This window comes from uncultured Sulfitobacter sp. (assembly GCF_947502895.1).
GTDB lineage: Bacteria > Pseudomonadota > Alphaproteobacteria > Rhodobacterales > Rhodobacteraceae > Sulfitobacter.
Map to the genome: position 1 here is coordinate 1,368,433 of NZ_CANNBM010000001.1, position 16,935 is coordinate 1,385,367.

The following is a 16,935-nucleotide window of genomic DNA, read 5'->3' on the forward strand; positions in this document are numbered from 1 at the left end:
CAAACCATTCTATGAGACAGCACAATCAACAGCTGGACAGGGGTATTCCCCTGTTCCGATTCAATCTGTTTACCAGATGTATCCACCCCTGTTTTCAGGTGATGGAACTGCGCGTGCCCTGCCTCGGGTCATTTGTTATCCCTCTAGGCTACCACAATTTTGACATAAATGAAGCGGGATTTCGTGTGGGGGCAGGGGGCTGGCACTTTTGCACCACAGAGGGGATAAAGGGCAAAACCACTCTAAGGAGCAGCACGACATGCCCGATACCACGCCCGTCGATCCCGTAGAATTGACCGCCGCCCTCGTACGCTGCCCTTCGGTAACGCCCGCAGATGCAGGCGCGCTGGACATCCTGCATGATCTGCTTAGCGAGGCGGGGTTTGCCTGTGCATGGGCCGATCGGGGCGGTATCCGCAATCTGTTTGCCCGCTGGGGCACCCAGGGCAACACCCGCAGTTTCGGCTTTAACGGTCATACAGACGTGGTGCCAATCGGGGACGAGGCCGCGTGGACAATGCCTCCCTTTGGTGCCGAAATCAAAGACGGTATCATGTACGGGCGCGGCACAACGGATATGAAATCAGGCGTGGCCGCCTTTGCCGCGGCTGCCGTTGATTTTGTGCGCAACACGCCGCCCGATGGTTCGGTCGTGATTACAATCACCGGTGATGAAGAGGGCGAGTCTGTCGATGGCACACTCGCTCTGCTGGAATACATGGAAAACAACGGCGAGCGGATGGATGTTTGTCTGGTGGGTGAACCAACCTGCCCCAACACCATGGGCGAGATGATCAAGATCGGGCGCCGTGGCTCTATGACGATCAAGTTCAGGGTGATCGGAAAGCAGGGGCACTCGGCCTATCCGCACCGCGCCAATAATCCGCTGCCTGCGATGATGCGTTTGATGGACCGTCTCGCAAGTCATGAGCTGGATACAGGCACGGACCATTTTGATGCCTCAACGCTTGCGGTGGTCACAGTTGATACGGGCAACCCTGCAACCAACGTGATCCCTGCCGAGTGCTCTGCTGCCGTGAATATCCGTTTCAACGATACCCACTCTGGCGCGAGCCTGTCGGAATGGATCGAAGCGGAGGCCGCCGCGATCCGCGAAACATTTGGTGTGCAGATCGAGACACAGATCAAGATTTCGGGAGAGAGCTTTATAACCCCGCCCGGTGATCTTTCGGCGATGGTTTCAGCCGCTGTACAGTCTGTCACAGGCGTAACGCCAGAGCTATCGACAACAGGCGGCACGTCCGATGCGCGGTTCGTAAAATCCCACTGTCCCGTGGTAGAATTTGGCCTTGTGGGGCAATCCATGCATCAAGTGGACGAACACGTGCGCGTCGACCACATCCGCGAACTTAAAGCGATCTATACCCGCATCTTGCAGGACTATTTCGCTTGATCCAGATCACCGAGACGACAGACACTGCGGCCTGTTACGCTCTCCGCCATACCGTATTCGTGGTGGAACAGGGGTATACCGCCGAGGGCGAGGTGGATGAACTTGATCCGCTGAGCCATCATTTGCTCGCGCTCGACAGGGGCACACCGATCGCTACAGCGCGTGTGTTTATTGACGGCCTGACAGCCAAGATTGGTCGGGTTTGTGTATTGAAACCGCATCGTGGAAACGGACTTGGTGCCGATCTGATACGTGCTGCGGTTGCCCTTTCCAAAGAGAACGGTGCGCAACGCGCCATCCTCGGGGCACAGGCCCACGCGGTTTCGTTTTATGAAAAGTTGGGATTTGTCCCATATGACCCGCCTTATGACGATGAAGGCGAACCGCATCAGATGATGGAATACCAAGCGTGAAGCACACTTTGATCGTGATGCTGAAAGAGCCGCGCGCGGGCCGTGTGAAAACCCGTCTTGGGCGCGACATTGGCATCGTGGCTGCAACATGGTGGTTCCGCCACCAAGCCCGCCGCCTGCTGCGCCGGATTGATGATCCGCGCTGGGATGTGGTGCTTGCCGTAGCGCCCGACCATGCGGGTATGATATCCCCCGTCTGGCCTGCCCGGTTTCGCCGTGTCGCGCAGGGCCGTGGTGATCTGGGCGCGCGTATGGGCCGCGCGTTGCGCGGAGCACCGACTGGTCCCGTTTGCGTAATCGGTGGCGATATCCCCGATATTACAGCGGCCCGCGTCGCGCAGGCCTTTGCCGCGCTGGGCAGCCATGACGCTGTATTCGGGCCTGCACCTGACGGCGGGTTTTGGCTGGTCGGGTTGCGGCGGATGCGTGCTGTCCCGCCCTCGCTTTTTGCCAATGTGCGCTGGTCGTCGCCGCATGCACTGGCAGACACAGTCGCAACATTGCCCGAGCACAGAATCGCTTATGTCGCCACGTTGCAGGATGTCGATACAGCCGCCGATCTAAAATAATGTGACGTACCCCCATGCGCGTGCTACCTGCATGCCATGAACAATATCCCCACCAAATCCGAGATCCTCGATTGGATCGAACAAAACCCCACTCTGACTGCAAAGCGCGACATCGCCCGTGCCTTTGGCATCAAGGGTGCCGCCCGCATCGATCTGAAGCGGACCCTCAAAGAGCTTGAGGCCGAGGGTCATCTGGAAAAGCGCAAAAAGTCCTACGCTGATCCCGAGCGTTTGCCCCCTGTCAGCGTGCTGTTGGTCACGGGACCGGATGGCGATGGTGATCTGTTTGCCAAACCGATGGAATGGGGCGGTGAAGGGGTCGAACCTGTGGTCTTGATGATCCCCCGCGCAGCCGATCCCGCGCTTGGCGCAGGCGACCGAATTCTGGCGCGCCTCACGTTGGTGAAAGGGGAAGGCCATCACTACGAAGGCCGTCTGATCCGCCGCATCGGCACCAACCCTAAAAAGATCGTTGGTATCTTTGCCAAGCACGCCGAGGGGGGCCGCATCAAACCTATCGACAAAGGCGCGGATAAAGAATGGGCGGTGCCGTCCGATGCGACAGGCGGTGCAAAAGACGGTGAACTGGTCGAGGCAGAGCTTGCAGGACCCAAAGGCCGCATGGGCCTGCCCCGCGCACGTATTGTCTTGCGCCTTGGCGATCCTTCCGCGCCCAAAGCTGTATCGCTGATAGCAATCCACCAGCACTCCATCCCTGATGATTTCCCTGACGATGTGGTGGCCGAGGCGGACAAAGCCGAACCAAAAGGGCTGAAAGGCCGCGAAGATCTGCGTGAACTGCCCCTTGTCACCATCGACCCTTCCGATGCCCGTGACCACGACGATGCCTGCTTTGCCGAGGCCGATCCCGATCCCGCAAACGAGCGGGGGCATATCCTCTGGGTCGCCATCGCTGACGTCGCCGCTTATGTGACCCCCAATTCTGCGCTGGACCGCGAAGCGCGCAAGCGCGGCAACTCGACCTATTTTCCCGACCGCGTGGTGCCGATGCTGCCTGACGTGCTGTCGGGTGATCTGTGTTCGCTGCACGAGGGGGTTGAGCGTGCCTGTATCGCCGTGCGGATGGTGCTGGACGCCGAGGGCAACAAACTGCGCCACGACTTCCATCGCGCGCTGATGAAATCCCCCGCCAGTCTGCACTACGAAGAAGTGCAAGCCGCGATGGACGGCCAACCCAATGCTCGTACAGAGCCTTTGTTAGAGACTGTTATCAAGCCGCTTTATGCGGCATACGGCGCATTGGTCGCCGCGCGGGAGCGTCGACAACCGCTTGATCTGGACCTGCCAGAGCGGCGGATCGAACTGGATGAGGACGGCACCGTTCGGTCCGTCAATTTCCGCATGCGGTTGGACGCCCACCGCCTGATCGAAGAATTTATGGTGTTGGCAAATGTCGCGGCTGCCGAGACGCTGATCGCCAAGAAAACACCGCTGCTTTTTCGTACGCACGAAGAGCCTACACCCGAGAAACTCGATGCGCTGCGCGAAACTGCGGCGGCGGCGGGCTATACACTGGCCAAGGGGCAGGTGTTGCAAACTGCCCACCTCAACCGACTGCTGGATCAGGCGGCGGGCAGCGACGATGCAGAGCTTATCAACATCTCGACATTACGCTCGATGACCCAAGCCTACTACGGCCCCGATCATATCGGCCACTTCGGTCTCGCGCTTCGCTCTTACGCGCATTTCACCTCACCGATCCGTCGCTATGCGGACCTTATCGTGCACCGTGCGCTGATCACCGCCCATGGGTGGGGCAAGGACGGTCTGTCGCCCCATGATATCGAAGATATGGAGGCCACTGGCGCGCATATCTCCGATACCGAACGCCGCTCGATGATTGCCGAGCGCGACACAACGGACCGTTACCTTGCTGCCTATCTGTCCGAACGCGTAGGTAACGAGATGACAGGCCGCATCAGCGGTGTCGCCCGCTTTGGTGCTTTCGTCAAACTGGACGAGACGGGCGCCGACGGCCTTATCCCTATGCGCAACATCGGACGTGAATACTTTCACCATGATGCGGACAGTAGCACGCTGATGGGGTCTGATACGGGCATGACCATCGGCTTGGGCCAGCGTGTCACTGTGCGCCTGTCCGAGGTAACGCCCGTCACAGGCGGTATCGCGCTTGAGTTGCTGGAGATTGAAGACCAGAAAATCCCTCAAGGCAGCCGTAGTCCGGCAGGCCGCAGCCCCCGCCGCAAGGGTGCCAAGGCCAAGGGCAAGAAGAAGGCGATCAAGCGCAAGGTAACGCGGACCCGAAACTAGCCCATGGCGTCCGCGCATCGCGCGGCATAGGCGCTTAGCACCGCGTCGCCGCTTACACGGCGCGACAGGGGGGTGGGAACAGGAGCGGCCATAATCCCGCCGATCAGTGATCCCACACTGGCATCTGCGGCGCTGGGCGTGTCGCCGAACAGAAAGGGCCGTTCGCCCAGCTGGGTGACAATCGCCTCGAGATCGGGTGCTACGCGGTCTAGCCGCTGCTGCACAGTCATCCGCCCCAATCCCAGCCCGTGCATCGTGCGCATCAGATCGCGCCGCAGTTTTGAGGTGACCAGAGGGCGCAGCACAGGCGGCAGGAATCCAAAGTAAGCCTTTCGGATAACTGCCCAGTTCGCTTCATCGCCCCAGCGGTCAATTACTTGGTGGAAATAGATATGCTCCTCTGCCATGCGGATGAATGCGCGCGATGTGGCGCGGTCGCGCGGGCTTAGACCTGCATCAAAATCGTGGCCCATCTGTTCCAGATGGCTGCGTATATTATCGCTGTCAGCAATGATGGTGCCATCCGCAAGCCCGATTGCAGGCAGCTTTGCCATCGGCATTTTGCGTGGGTCATTCATATCTTGGCGTGTCCATTCGACACTGGCAAGGTTTAGCAGCCAAGCGGCTTTGGTGCAAAACGGGCTATAGCTGAATTGCCCGAAACCACTGGGAAAAGTGTATAGTGTAATCATGGTCCGTCCTTTTATGTTGGCTCTTGTCTAGCAGGTGTTCCTGACAGAAACTGGCAGTACCCCGTGACAGGCTGGGCAGACACAACAGGAGCGTCGCAGATGACACGCACACACCGCTTGTTCCAACTGATGCAAACCCTGCGCAGTTTGCCTGCCCCCGTCACGGCCTCTGCACTGGTGAACGAAACGGGCGTTTCTCTACGCACAATCTACCGCGACATCGACGCCTTGCGGGGCCTGGGTGCTGTGATCGATGGTGAGGCGGGGTTCGGCTATACCTTGATCGAGGATGCGACCCTGCCACCGCTCGCTTTCGCTGATGACGAACTGGAGGCGTTGGTGTTGGGTCTGCGTGAGGTCACGGTTATCGGTGACCCTGCGTTGGCAGAGGCTGCAAATTCTGCGTTGGCCAAGCTCAAAGCGCGGCTGCCTGCACGCCAAACCCACCGCCTGCAACATGCCGTGCTGGATGCTCGTCGTTTTGGCCGCCCGCCTGAACCCGGCATTGATGTGCGCGCATTACGTGCCGCCACATGGGACGAAGCAACGATATCCTTTCACTATGAAGACGCTAAAGGTGCGGTATCGCGGCGTCAGGTCGATCCGCTAAGCATTGTCTATATGCAAAACGCCCACATGCTTATGGCGTGGTGCCACCTGCGTAGTGATTTCAGAGCGTTCCGACTGGATCGTATGCGTGATCTCGGCTTGACTGGCGCGCATTTCCGTCCGCGCCGCGTGCCGATGCTACGTGATTTCATGGAGCGATTGCGCGCGCAGGCGGTCGAGCGGGCCAAAGATCGCGCACTGCAAGGCTGAGTGCTTTTCGGGCGAAACGATTGTCGATAGTCTGGAAACAATCCGCAAATTGGGAGCCTCCATGCGTCATATACCGCTGCTTATCGCCCTGCTGGCACAGCCTGCTTTTGCTCAATCCGCACCTGACAGTCCGCGCACGAACGCAGGCTTGCAAACATGGATCGCCAGCTTTCGCACCGATGCGCTGGCTGCGGGTATCACGCCGCAACTATACGACAGCGCGATGGCCAGTGTAACCTATGCACCCAAGGTCGTGCAGCGTGATCGCAACCAGTCGGAATTTACCAAGACGATCTGGGACTATCTAGAAACTGCCGTGTCCGATTTGCGGGTCAGCAATGGTAAGGCTGCCTTGCAACGCCAGTCTAAAGCCCTGCGTGGCATTGAGGCCCGCTACGGTGTCCCTGCCGAGATCATCACAGCCATTTGGGGGCTGGAGAGTGCTTATGGCACCTTTCGCGGCAGTGACCCTGTACTCAATTCAATGGCATCGCTGGCTTATGACGCGCGCCGTGCTGCGTTCTTTGAAACGCAGGTCGTCGCTGCCCTGCGGATTGTCCAGAACGGTGATACGCAGCTGAAGAATCTGCAAGGCAGCTGGGCGGGAGCTATGGGTCATACCCAGTTCATGCCTGGTTCTTTCATCGACCACGCTGTTGATTGGACGGGTGATGGTAAACGCGACATCTGGGGTGATGATCCGCGCGATGCGCTTGCCTCTGCCGCTGCTTATCTGCGGGACAATGGCTGGGTTACGGGACAGCCATGGGGGGTAGAGGTGCGCGTGCCATCAGGCTTTGATTATCTCATGGCCAACCGTGATGTGCAAAAAAGCCCTGCCGAATGGGCCACTCTTGGTATTCTCGATACAAATGGCAAAGCCGTGCCTAACCACGGTGCCGCGTCGATCCTGCTGCCAGCTGGTGCCGAGGGTGCCGCGTTTATGGTGTTCGAAAATTTCGAGGTGTTGGAGAGCTATAACACCGCTGACGCCTATGTGATTGCCGTGGGCCAACTTGCCGACCGCATTGCAGGCGGTGCGCCTATTCAGGGCGTCTGGCCCACCCAAGACCGCGCGCTTAGCTATGCCGAGCGGATCGAGCTTCAGGAAAGGCTGACCGCCCAAGGGTTCGATACGCAAAAGATCGACGCCAAGATCGGGCCGCTTACGGTTAATGCGGTGCGCGGTTGGCAGGTGGCGCAGGGGTTGGTGCCTGACGGCTATGCCTCCCCCCGCTTTCTGGAGGCGCTGCGATCAGGCGGGTGACATCCCGCGCAAACGCTCGGATCGGCGACGCAGCAGTTCCACCACCGTCAGCAGACAGATCGAAATCCCCACAAGGATCGTTGCCACCGCAAGGATGGTCGGGCTGATCTGTTCGCGCAAGCCGATGAACATTTGCCATGGCAGCGTTTTCTGTCCGGCAGACCCGACAAACAAAACCACAACCACTTCGTCGAACGAGGTGATGAAGGCAAACAACCCGCCCGAAATAACACCTGGCAAAATCAGCGGCATCTGCACGCGGAAGAAGGTTGTCACAGGGTTTGCGCCCATGTTGGCCGCCGCACGGGTAAGCGAATTGTCGAAACCCACCAGCGTGGCCGTCACCGTGATAATCACAAACGGAATACCCAGCGCGGCATGTGCCAGTACCACGCCGATATACGTACCTTGCAGGCCAATGCGGCTGTAAAAGAAATACATACCCGCAGCCGAAATGATGAGCGGCACGATCATCGGTGAAATCAGGATCGCCATGATCGCGCGGCGGAACGGCACGTGCGGCTGGCTCAGACCGATTGCCGCGAGGGTTCCGAACGTCACCGACAGCAGTGTTGCTACCGGTGCGATCTGAAGCGAGTTCCTCATGGCGTCCTGCCATGCGTCATTAGTAAAGAAGTCGCGATAATGCTTGAGCGAGTAGCCCTCGGGATCAAAGCGCAGCATTTCAGGCGTAAAGGTAAAGAAATCCTGTGCGTTAAAGCTCAGCGGCATAACCACGAGGATCGGTGTGATCAGGAAAATAAAGATCGCACCACAGATCGTGCGGAAGGCAAAATGCCACAGCACTTGGCCCGGTGTCAGATAGGGCGGCACTTTTGCACGGTAGCGGCCTTCATACAGCCAGAAGATCAAAAAGCCGAAGAACCAGCCAAAGAATATCCCGATCAAGAGGCCGGGAATACCTGCAAGGACAAAGCCGCCAAGGGCGATCAAAACGGTAAGGCCCCAGCGGCCCGCACGTTCGTCCTTGATGATCTTTGTCAGCACGAAGGCCAGTATGCCCATAAGGACAGCACCAGCGATCACGCCTGTGATCAGGCTGCCTTGGCCTGTGCCGATGAAGATACCGAAAAACGCGCCGAAGGCTGCTGTGACAGAGACATAAAAGCTTGGCTCGGTGCGCGAGATGGGTGTGAGTGCTACCATGGGTCCGCTCCTTATCCGAGTTTCACGTTATCAATGCCGACGATCTTGTCGTAAGCGTAATACAGCAACAAAACAGCTGCCAAGAGGATCGCACCAAGTGCAGCACCAAGGCCCCAGTTGAGCGAGCTGGAGATGTGATAGGCAATCCGGTTCGAGATGAACGTACCGCTTGTGCCGCCCACAATTTCGGGCGTGATGTAGTAGCCAATCGCCAGAATGAATACGAGGATGCTGCCCGCACCAATGCCAGGAATGGACTGCGGGAAATACACGCGCCAAAAGGCGGTCCAGTTTGTGGCACCCAGCGATTTTGCCGCGCGCAGATACGTGGGCTGGATCGTTTGCATCACAGAATAAAGCGGCAGGATCATGAAGGGCAGCAAGATATGCGTCATCGCAATGATCGTACCCGTCTGGTTGTTGATCAGGGCCAGCCGGTCGTCAGTGGCCACAATGCCCAGCCAGACCAGCGTGTCGTTGATGACACCTTGCTGTTGCAGCATCACCTTCCATGCCGACGTCCGCACCAGCAGTGAGGTCCAGAATGGCAATAGCACAAGGATCAGCAACAGGTTGGCTTGTCGTGCGGGCAAGTTCGCCAAAATCCATGCAACGGGATAGCCTAGCAAGATGCATGACAGGGTAATTGCAACAGACATGACCATCGTGCGCCAGAACAGGATGCCATAAATCTGTTGGTTCTCGGGGCGCATTTCGGCGCCATCGACAGATTTTTGCATGTCGACGGCATTCAGGAAGTACCCCGAAGTATAGTTAGGGCTGTAGACCTTGATGGTCTGCCAGACATCAATTGAGTGCCAGTCGTCGTCCACCTTTGCAAAGGCTTCGGAGTAATTGACCGTCTCGAATGTTTGTGCAGCGGTTGCAGCCGCGCTCAGTTGTGCGGCGGCAGGTCCAGTATAGCTGGCCAGACCGTTTTCACCTGTTAAATCCGCATGGAGAGAGGAATAGACAATTGCCCAAGGGTCTTCCTTGTAGAGGTTATCCTCATCGACGTTCTGAATGAAATCGGCAAAGCGAACGTAAGTCGCAGCGGTTGCGGGCAGTGCTGCGGCAATACCATCGCGCAACTCGAATGCAGGTTGCGCGCCATCGGCCTTTTTCCAGTCCTGCATGGCTGTCAGCCATGCGTCACTGGCCATAAAGCTGGTCCAGTTCTCGCCTGTTTTCCAGAAACCGTCCAGATCTTCGAACTGGTCCTGATAAACTTCGCCCATATCCTCGACGCGGCGGCCTGATTTACGGAACAGCGACGAAACACCCGTCAGCTCATAGTTCAGGCGCGATCCAAGGCGCGTGTGCAACTTTGCCTCTTGGGCAAAGAACATGTCGTCATACAGCGCCTCAAAAACGTCCTCGCCGGGGATATCGCTGCCCTTTTCGTCCCACTCATCCAACAAGTCGGTGGTAAGGGGCAGGGTCTCGGACACGATCTGGTTCTCGACAGAGCGGAACAGCATATCGGCGATGGGCGCGATGAATGTCACCAATACAAATATCAGCAAGGGGGCAATCAGCGCCAGTGCGCGCATCTTTTGCAGTCTCAGCGCACGGTTGAGTGATTTTTTCAGCGGGGTGCCATCGGCGGCCAGCATCGGCCCTGTATGTGCTGCATCCGCTATGCGCGCGGCGGCGGCAGAGGATGATGCGGTCTGGCTATCGGTTGCGTCGCTCATGGTGTCCCCATCGGCTTGGTCGAAAATAGTAAATTGACTAACGAATAAAGTGCGGAGAGGGCCGCAGTGGGCCCCCTCCTAAAGCCGTTAAAGGCTTATTGTACCAACCACGCCTGGAATTTGGCGTCGATGTCGTCACGGTAGTCTGCCCAGAACTCGTAGTTATACAGGAACGTGTTCTTGGAGTTTTCGGGATCGGTTGGCATGTGTGGTGCCATGTCGATGCCCAGCTCTGCGTGCTTGCCTACCAGTGGTGCGGAGGATTTGCGTGCAGGACCGTACGAGATGTACTTGGCTTGGTCGGCCAGACGCTGTGTGTCTGTGGCGAACATGATGTAGTCCAGCGCGCGCGCTTTACGCTCGTCGGACAGGCCTGTTGGGATGATCCAACCGTCGAGGTCGAATACCTGTGCGTCCCACAGCATAGCAACAGGCTGCTTCTGCTCTTCGATCAGAGAGAAGAGGCGGCCGTTGTACGTGGAGCCCATGATGATTTCGCCATCGGCGAGCAGCTGTGGCGTGTCGGCACCAGCGGACCACCAGATCACGTCGTCTTTGATGGTTGCCAGCTTGTCCAGCGCCTGCTGCTGACCTTCGGCTGTTTCCAGCACGTCGTACACTTCGTCTTTTGCAACGCCGTCACAGATCAATGCCCATTCCATGTTGCCAATCGGGCGCTTTTCCAGCGCGCGCTTGCCAGGATAGGCTTCGGTGTCAAACAGCGAACAGATGGAAGTCGGAGGCGTGTCGCCAACCAGATCTGTGCGGTAGCCGACAGTTGTTGAATATACGATCTGCGGAATAAAGCAGTCGCCAACCAGCAAATCGCCGAAGTCTTCGGATGCTTTTGTGCCATCAGGCGCATCGGCCAGCATTGTGTCAGGATCGATTTCCATCGCCAGACCTTCGTCGCACAGACGCAGTGCGTCAGCGGCAACAACGTCTACAACATCCCATGTCACATTACCCGCTTCGTTCATGGCGCGCAGTTTGGAAACCGCTTCGGCGGAGGATTCATCATTGATGATCTTGACGCCGGTCATTTCGGAATAGGGGGTGTGGTAGGCGTTTTGCTGCGAAGCAGAGTAGGCGCCGCCCCATGATACGATCGTCATCTCGTTCGCCATGTGGCCGTCGGAATGTGCCATGCCAGCCGCAACAGTCAGCGCGGTGGAGGCCATCAGTGTTTTAGTAAGATTCATTAGTTTCTCCCAGTTTTTTTCCCGTTGGGGTATTCCAAGGTGGCAACAACGGGATTGGTGGCCACCTCTTATAGATCACGGCGCACTTTTTTGCGTCGCGATATGACACGCGAACGGAACGCTATGCGTCCAGCGCGCGGCAATCTTCGGGCAACCAGCCGATTTCGATCTGGGTGCCGGGCGTCAGGCGGTCCTGATCAGGCGCGTTACGTGTTTTGACAACAAAGTCGTCGCGTCCGGCAACCCGCAGACGCGTGCGGAAAATGTCACCCATATAGATGAACTCCAGCACTTCTGCTTTGAGGGTAAAGGCCCCTTCCTGCATCCGCTCTTTGTTATATTCCACCCGCTCGGGACGGATAGAGACACGGGTACGCTCGCCCGCTGTTGTCACGTTGATCGGCTTGGCCTGAATGATCTCGCCACTGTCCAGCTGGACCAGTGCAACGCCATCCTTAATCTCTTTAACTACCCCTTCGAGGGTGTTATTTTCGCCAATGAACTGCGCAACAAAGCTGTTCTCTGGCTCTTCATAGAGCTTGTCTGGCGGGGCAAGCTGCTGGATGCGGCCATCATCAAATACCGCAACGCGGTCTGACATGGTCAACGCTTCTGTCTGGTCGTGGGTCACATAGACCACAGTAATTCCCAGATCATGTGCCAGCTTGGTAATCTCGAATTGCAGCGTCTCGCGCAACTGCTTGTCCAAAGCGCCCAGCGGCTCGTCCATCAAAACCAGTTCGGGTTCAAACACCAGCGCGCGTGCCAGCGCGATCCGCTGCTGCTGACCACCAGACAACTGCGCAGGGCGGCGTCCTGCAAAATCTTGCATCTGCACCATGCCAAGCGCGCGCATGATCTTTTCCTCGCGCACCGATTTGCCCATCTTGCGCACTTCCAGCGGGAACGAGAGGTTCTCGGCTACGGTCATATGCGGGAACAAAGCATAGTTCTGGAACACCATGCCAATGCCGCGTTTGTGCGGCGGGATGTTGTTGATCGAGACACCATCAAGACGGATATCGCCGTGGGTTGCAGTCTCAAAACCCGCTAACATCATCAGGCATGTTGTCTTGCCCGACCCCGAGGGCCCAAGCATTGTCAGAAATTCGCCCTTTGGCATGCTGAGGTTGAGGTCTTTGACGACGAGGTTCTCCCCGTCATAGCTTTTTTGTACGCGCTCAAATTCGACGAAGGCATCGGTATTCTTAGTATCGGCCAAATGTATGGCTCCCCGTGGTCTTTGTTATTCTCAACTTTGCACCAAACTAAACGCAGCCCGGGCAAAGTTTGCAACTGGATAAATCCAGAATCGTGCAAAAGTTGCGGATTTCGGGAAAATTAACCGATATCCAGTACAATTAAGGCGGTTTGGCTGCAGAAAGCGGCGCGAAACGAACTATTTCCGACGCCCTGCGCAGTGACTCACGATGCGGGTTTCAACATATCACCGTCTTTGAGGGTCTTGTATGTCTCGTCCAGCGCCAATTTTGCACGCGTATGGAAGATTCCGATCTCCTCGGGTGTAATCACGAGCGGCGGAGAGATGATCATGCGGTCACCGACATGGCGCATCACCAGATTGTTGGCAAAACACCGCTCGCGGCAGATAAAGCCCGCAGTGCCCGCATCCATAGCGAATTTCGCGCGGGACTCTTTGTGCGGTGTCAGCGGCAGTGAGGCCATCATACCCTTCACATTAACACCGCCGACCAAGGGGTGATCGCGCAAATCTTCCAGCGCGTTATGCAGGGCAGGGGCGGCGACATTGTTTACATGGTCTATGATGTTTTCGTCTTGCAGCAAGCGCAGGTTTTCCAACGCTACGGCAGCGCAAACGGGGTGGCCAGAATAGGTGTAGCCGTGGTTGAACTCCACCGCGTTGATCACCTCGGCAATCTCGTCACATACGATTGATCCGCCAATCGGCACATAGCCAGAGCTGAGGCCCTTGGCGATTGTCATGATATGCGGCTTGATCCCCATTGTGGTGGAGCCAAACCAGTTGCCTGTACGGCCAAAGCCGCAGATAACCTCGTCCGCGATGATCAGCACACCGTATGCGTCACAGATGCGCTGGATTTCGGGCCAGTAGGTGCTGGGTGGCACAATGACACCACCAGCGCCTTGAACAGGCTCTGCAATAAACGCGGCTACCTTTTCAGGTCCCAGTTCGAGGATTTTCGCTTCCAGCTCCTGCGCACGGGCAAGGCCGAATTCTTCTGGCGTGTGATCACCGCCTTCAGCCCACCAATCGGGCTGGCCAATGTGGTGGATACCCGGGATCGGCATGCCGCCCTGCGCGTGCATATAGCTCATCCCGCCAAGGCTGCCTGACCCGATAGAAGAGCCGTGGTAGGCATTTTTGCGGCTGATCACATGGGATTTCTCGGGCTGGCCTTTTTCGGCCCAATACGTCCGAACCATGCGCAGATTGGTATCATTCGCTTCTGATCCGGAGCCGGCAAAGAACACATGGTTCAGCCCTTCGGGTGCCAGTTTGGCCAGCTCTGCGGCCAGCGCGATCACGGGTGTATGCGTCGTGTTGAAAAACGTATTGTAATAGGGCAGCTCGGCCATTTGCCGTGTGGCGGCCTGCACCAGTTCGTCGCGCCCGTACCCCATGTTCACACACCATAGACCTGCCATGGCATCCAGTATCTGATTGCCTTCGCTATCGCGCAGGTAGACGCCTTTTGCACTGGTAATTACACGCGCGCCGCGTTCGCCCAATTCGTCATTGGTGGTAAACGGGTGCATGTGGTGCGCGGCGTCCAGCGCCTGTAATTCGGCGGTGGGCAGGTGGTTTGAAACGATTGTCATATAGGCCCCTATCAGGCTGGAGTGTGGCTGGCCCCAAAATATGATCAAATTTTGTACAGGTCAATCAGACTGTTCAATGCAGTCCATCCGACATTGGTAAAAATTTGCGCGAAATTCCTGTGTAACTAAGGTCAAAATGATAAATCACCTTGGCAAACACTGAAAATTTGATCATCTTTTCGTTGATGTCGGGAACAACCCGACCACACCCATGGGAGTACCATAATGATTAAAACACTTTTGACCGGCACCGCAGCCGTTGCCCTTATGGCAACTGCCGCCATGGCCGAAGAAGTCCGCGTGTACAACTGGTCCGATTATATCGATGAAGACCTGCTGGCAAAATTCGAGGAAGAAACAGGTATCGACCTGATCTATGATGTCTTTGACAGCAACGAGCTGTTGGAAACAAAGATGCTTGCGGGTGGCTCTGGCTATGATGTGGTTGTGCCGACGGGCACATTCCTGCAACGCCAGATCTCTGCAGGCGCGTTCCAGAAACTGGATGCGGCACAACTGCCTAACATGGGTAACATGTGGGATATGGTGCAAAATCGCACGGCTCAGTATGACCCCGACAATGCCTATTCCATCAACTATATGTGGGGCACCACAGGGATTGGCACAAATGTCGGAAAGGTGCAGGAGATCCTTGGTGCAGATGCGCCTATCGACTCGCTTGAGCTGGTGATGAACCCCGACAATATGTCCAAGCTGGCAGATTGCGGTGTGCATTTCCTTGATGCCCCTACCGAAATGATCCCGATGGCGCTGAAATACATCGGCCTGAACCCCGACAGTCAGGAGCCAGAGGATCTGGCCAAGGCCGAAGAGGCGCTGCTGAAAGTTCGCCCCTACATCCAGAAGTTCCACAGCTCGGAGTATATCAACGCGCTGGCGAATGGTGATATCTGTGTGGCTGTTGGTTGGTCTGGCGACATTCTTCAGGCCCGTGACCGCGCAGCCGAGGCTGAAAATGGCGTTGAAGTCGCCTATCACGCCGCCAAAGAGGGCGCGCAGATGTGGTTTGACCAGATGGCAATTCCCGTAGATGCACCAAACCCCGAAGCTGCGCATAAATTCCTGAACTTCATCATGGATGCGCAAAACATGGCGACAGCGTCGAACTATGTCTATTACGCCAACGGCAATAAGGCGTCGCAGGAATTTCTGGTCGAGGATGTGATTGGTGACAACGCAATCTATCCCGACGACGCAACGCTGGAGAACCTGTTTACCGTGCGCCCGTATCCGCCAAAAGTGCAGCGCGTTGTAACACGCAGCTGGACCAAGGTTAAATCAGGCACATAATGCCCTGACAATCGGGGCGGTGCCATAAGGTGCCGCCCCAAATTCCTTTCCCGCCCACGCAAGGATTATCTGTAGTGAGCACAACCGTTTTCGCACCTTGGGACAATCCCGATGAAAAGCCGCTAATCCGGTTCAAAAACGTCACCAAGCGCTTTGGCGATTTTGTGGCAATCGATGATCTGACCCAAGACATCTACGAGAAAGAGTTTTTTGCCCTGCTTGGCCCTTCAGGATGCGGCAAAACAACGATGATGCGGATGCTTGCAGGGTTCGAGACAATCACCGAAGGCACGATTGAGCTTTCGGGGCAGGACATTGCCGCTGTGCCACCCAACCAGCGCGCTGTGAACATGATGTTCCAGTCCTATGCCCTGTTCCCGCACCTTAGCGTCTACGAGAATATCGCGTTTGGTCTGCGTCGGGACAAGCTGGCGAAAGACAAGATTGATGCCCGTGTTTCCGAGATGCTCAAACTTACGCGGTTGGAGAAATTCGCCCGCCGCAAACCACACCAGATTTCGGGTGGCCAACGACAGCGCGTGGCGCTTGCGCGCAGTCTTGCCAAAGGCCCCAAGTTGCTCTTGCTGGATGAACCGCTCGGCGCGCTGGACAAAAAGCTGCGGCAGGATACCCAGTTTGAATTGATGGACATTCAGGAGACCACAGGCACCACATTTGTCATCGTGACTCACGATCAGGAGGAAGCAATGACAGTCGCCTCCCGCGTGGCTGTGATGGACGAAGGCCGCATCATTCAGGTCGCCACACCGGGCGGTATCTACGAGGCCCCGAACTCTGTCTATGTCGCGGATTTCATTGGTGACGTGAACATTATCAAAGGAACCGCAAAACCCGCAGATCAGGAAAAGTACTTTGTTGATTGGGGCGTCAATCAGGCCCCTATCCTTGCTGTGTCCGAAAGGCCCTTTGCGGACGGTCAGGAGTGTTTCCTTGCCATCCGTCCCGAGAAAATCAGCATCACAAAGGACAAACCCGCCGAGGCCGAGAATGCTGTGCAAGGCAAGGTGCTGGACATCGCCTATCTGGGCAACCTCAGCACTTACCACGTAGAGTTGCCGGGTGGTCAGATTATCAAGGCGCAAACCGCAAATACGCGTCGTTTGTCGCGCCGTGATATCACATGGGAAGATCCCGTCTGGATCCGTTGGAACGCCACCGCTGGTGTATTGCTCGACAAATGAGAGTTTCAGTTAACCATCTGTTAATAAACATATTTGTTTCGCGCGCGAAACAAGATCGCCGCATGGA

The 16,935-nt window shown here is 56.8% G+C and carries 14 protein-coding genes; 8 read left to right on the forward strand and 6 right to left on the reverse strand.

Translation table 11 applies throughout. From position 1 onward, the window contains the following. The first annotated feature begins 259 nt into the window (after window positions 1-259). Genes dapE through rnr form a run of 4 tightly spaced genes read left to right on the forward strand, consistent with a single transcriptional unit; the run spans window position 260 to window position 4,688 of the window. Window positions 260-1,414, forward strand: a complete 1,155-nt coding sequence (gene dapE, locus Q0903_RS06725; RefSeq protein WP_299413970.1) for a succinyl-diaminopimelate desuccinylase — start codon at window positions 260-262, stop codon at window positions 1,412-1,414. After that, the gene (locus Q0903_RS06730) at window positions 1,411-1,827 is read left to right on the forward strand and encodes a GNAT family N-acetyltransferase (protein WP_299413972.1); all 417 of its coding nucleotides are present in this window, start codon (window positions 1,411-1,413) and stop codon (window positions 1,825-1,827) included. Before dapE ends, Q0903_RS06730 begins: the two co-directional genes overlap by 4 nt. Beyond that, on the forward strand, window positions 1,824-2,396 hold the full coding sequence (locus Q0903_RS06735) for a TIGR04282 family arsenosugar biosynthesis glycosyltransferase (RefSeq protein ID WP_299413973.1): 573 nt from the start codon (window positions 1,824-1,826) through the stop codon (window positions 2,394-2,396). Before Q0903_RS06730 ends, Q0903_RS06735 begins: the two co-directional genes overlap by 4 nt. 36 nt (window positions 2,397-2,432) lie before the next feature. Then, entirely contained in the window at window positions 2,433-4,688 is a 2,256-nt protein-coding gene (rnr, locus tag Q0903_RS06740) for a ribonuclease R (RefSeq protein WP_299413975.1), read from the forward strand. Here rnr and Q0903_RS06745 read toward each other — a convergent pair. Continuing rightward, window positions 4,685-5,380: a glutathione S-transferase family protein gene (locus tag Q0903_RS06745; RefSeq protein ID WP_299413978.1), complete on the reverse strand. Its 696-nt coding sequence runs from the start codon at window positions 5,378-5,380 to the stop codon at window positions 4,685-4,687. The two genes, rnr and Q0903_RS06745, sit on opposite strands and share 4 nt — an antisense overlap. Window positions 5,381-5,479: 99 nt before the next feature. Here Q0903_RS06745 and Q0903_RS06750 point away from each other — a divergent pair, with 99 nt between their 5' ends. Further along, window positions 5,480-6,199 (forward strand): YafY family protein, encoded by a 720-nt coding sequence (locus Q0903_RS06750; protein WP_299026819.1) that lies wholly within the window; start codon window positions 5,480-5,482, stop codon window positions 6,197-6,199. Window positions 6,200-6,260: 61 nt separating this feature from the next. After that, window positions 6,261-7,466, forward strand: coding sequence for a lytic murein transglycosylase (locus Q0903_RS06755; protein WP_299413981.1), 1,206 nt, complete (start codon window positions 6,261-6,263; stop codon window positions 7,464-7,466). Here Q0903_RS06755 and Q0903_RS06760 read toward each other — a convergent pair. From Q0903_RS06760 to Q0903_RS06780, 5 genes are all read right to left on the reverse strand, one after another. Beyond that, a complete protein-coding gene (locus tag Q0903_RS06760; RefSeq protein ID WP_299026825.1) occupies window positions 7,455-8,633 on the reverse strand; it encodes an ABC transporter permease in 1,179 nt (392 codons plus the stop codon). The genes Q0903_RS06755 and Q0903_RS06760 overlap by 12 nt on opposite strands. A gap of 11 nt (window positions 8,634-8,644) precedes the next feature. Then, window positions 8,645-10,330 carry an ABC transporter permease gene (locus Q0903_RS06765; protein ID WP_299026828.1) on the reverse strand — a complete coding sequence of 562 codons (1,686 nt, stop codon included), beginning with the start codon at window positions 10,328-10,330 and terminating at the stop codon, window positions 8,645-8,647. Window positions 10,331-10,425: 95 nt separating this feature from the next. Continuing rightward, window positions 10,426-11,532 carry an extracellular solute-binding protein gene (locus tag Q0903_RS06770; RefSeq protein ID WP_299026831.1) on the reverse strand — a complete coding sequence of 369 codons (1,107 nt, stop codon included), beginning with the start codon at window positions 11,530-11,532 and terminating at the stop codon, window positions 10,426-10,428. A gap of 121 nt (window positions 11,533-11,653) precedes the next feature. Then, window positions 11,654-12,754 carry an ABC transporter ATP-binding protein gene (locus tag Q0903_RS06775; RefSeq protein ID WP_299026834.1) on the reverse strand — a complete coding sequence of 367 codons (1,101 nt, stop codon included), beginning with the start codon at window positions 12,752-12,754 and terminating at the stop codon, window positions 11,654-11,656. A 203-nt stretch (window positions 12,755-12,957) separates the two neighbouring features. Further along, entirely contained in the window at window positions 12,958-14,355 is a 1,398-nt protein-coding gene (locus Q0903_RS06780; RefSeq protein WP_299026837.1) for an aspartate aminotransferase family protein, read from the reverse strand. A gap of 225 nt (window positions 14,356-14,580) precedes the next feature. Between Q0903_RS06780 and Q0903_RS06785 the strand changes: the two genes are divergently transcribed. Together Q0903_RS06785 and Q0903_RS06790 are read left to right on the forward strand one after the other, a co-directional pair. Continuing rightward, window positions 14,581-15,666, forward strand: a complete 1,086-nt coding sequence (locus Q0903_RS06785) for a polyamine ABC transporter substrate-binding protein (RefSeq protein WP_299026840.1) — start codon at window positions 14,581-14,583, stop codon at window positions 15,664-15,666. A 74-nt stretch (window positions 15,667-15,740) separates the two neighbouring features. Continuing rightward, window positions 15,741-16,868, forward strand: a complete 1,128-nt coding sequence (locus tag Q0903_RS06790) for an ABC transporter ATP-binding protein (protein ID WP_299413985.1) — start codon at window positions 15,741-15,743, stop codon at window positions 16,866-16,868. Window positions 16,869-16,935: the final 67 nt, after the last annotated feature.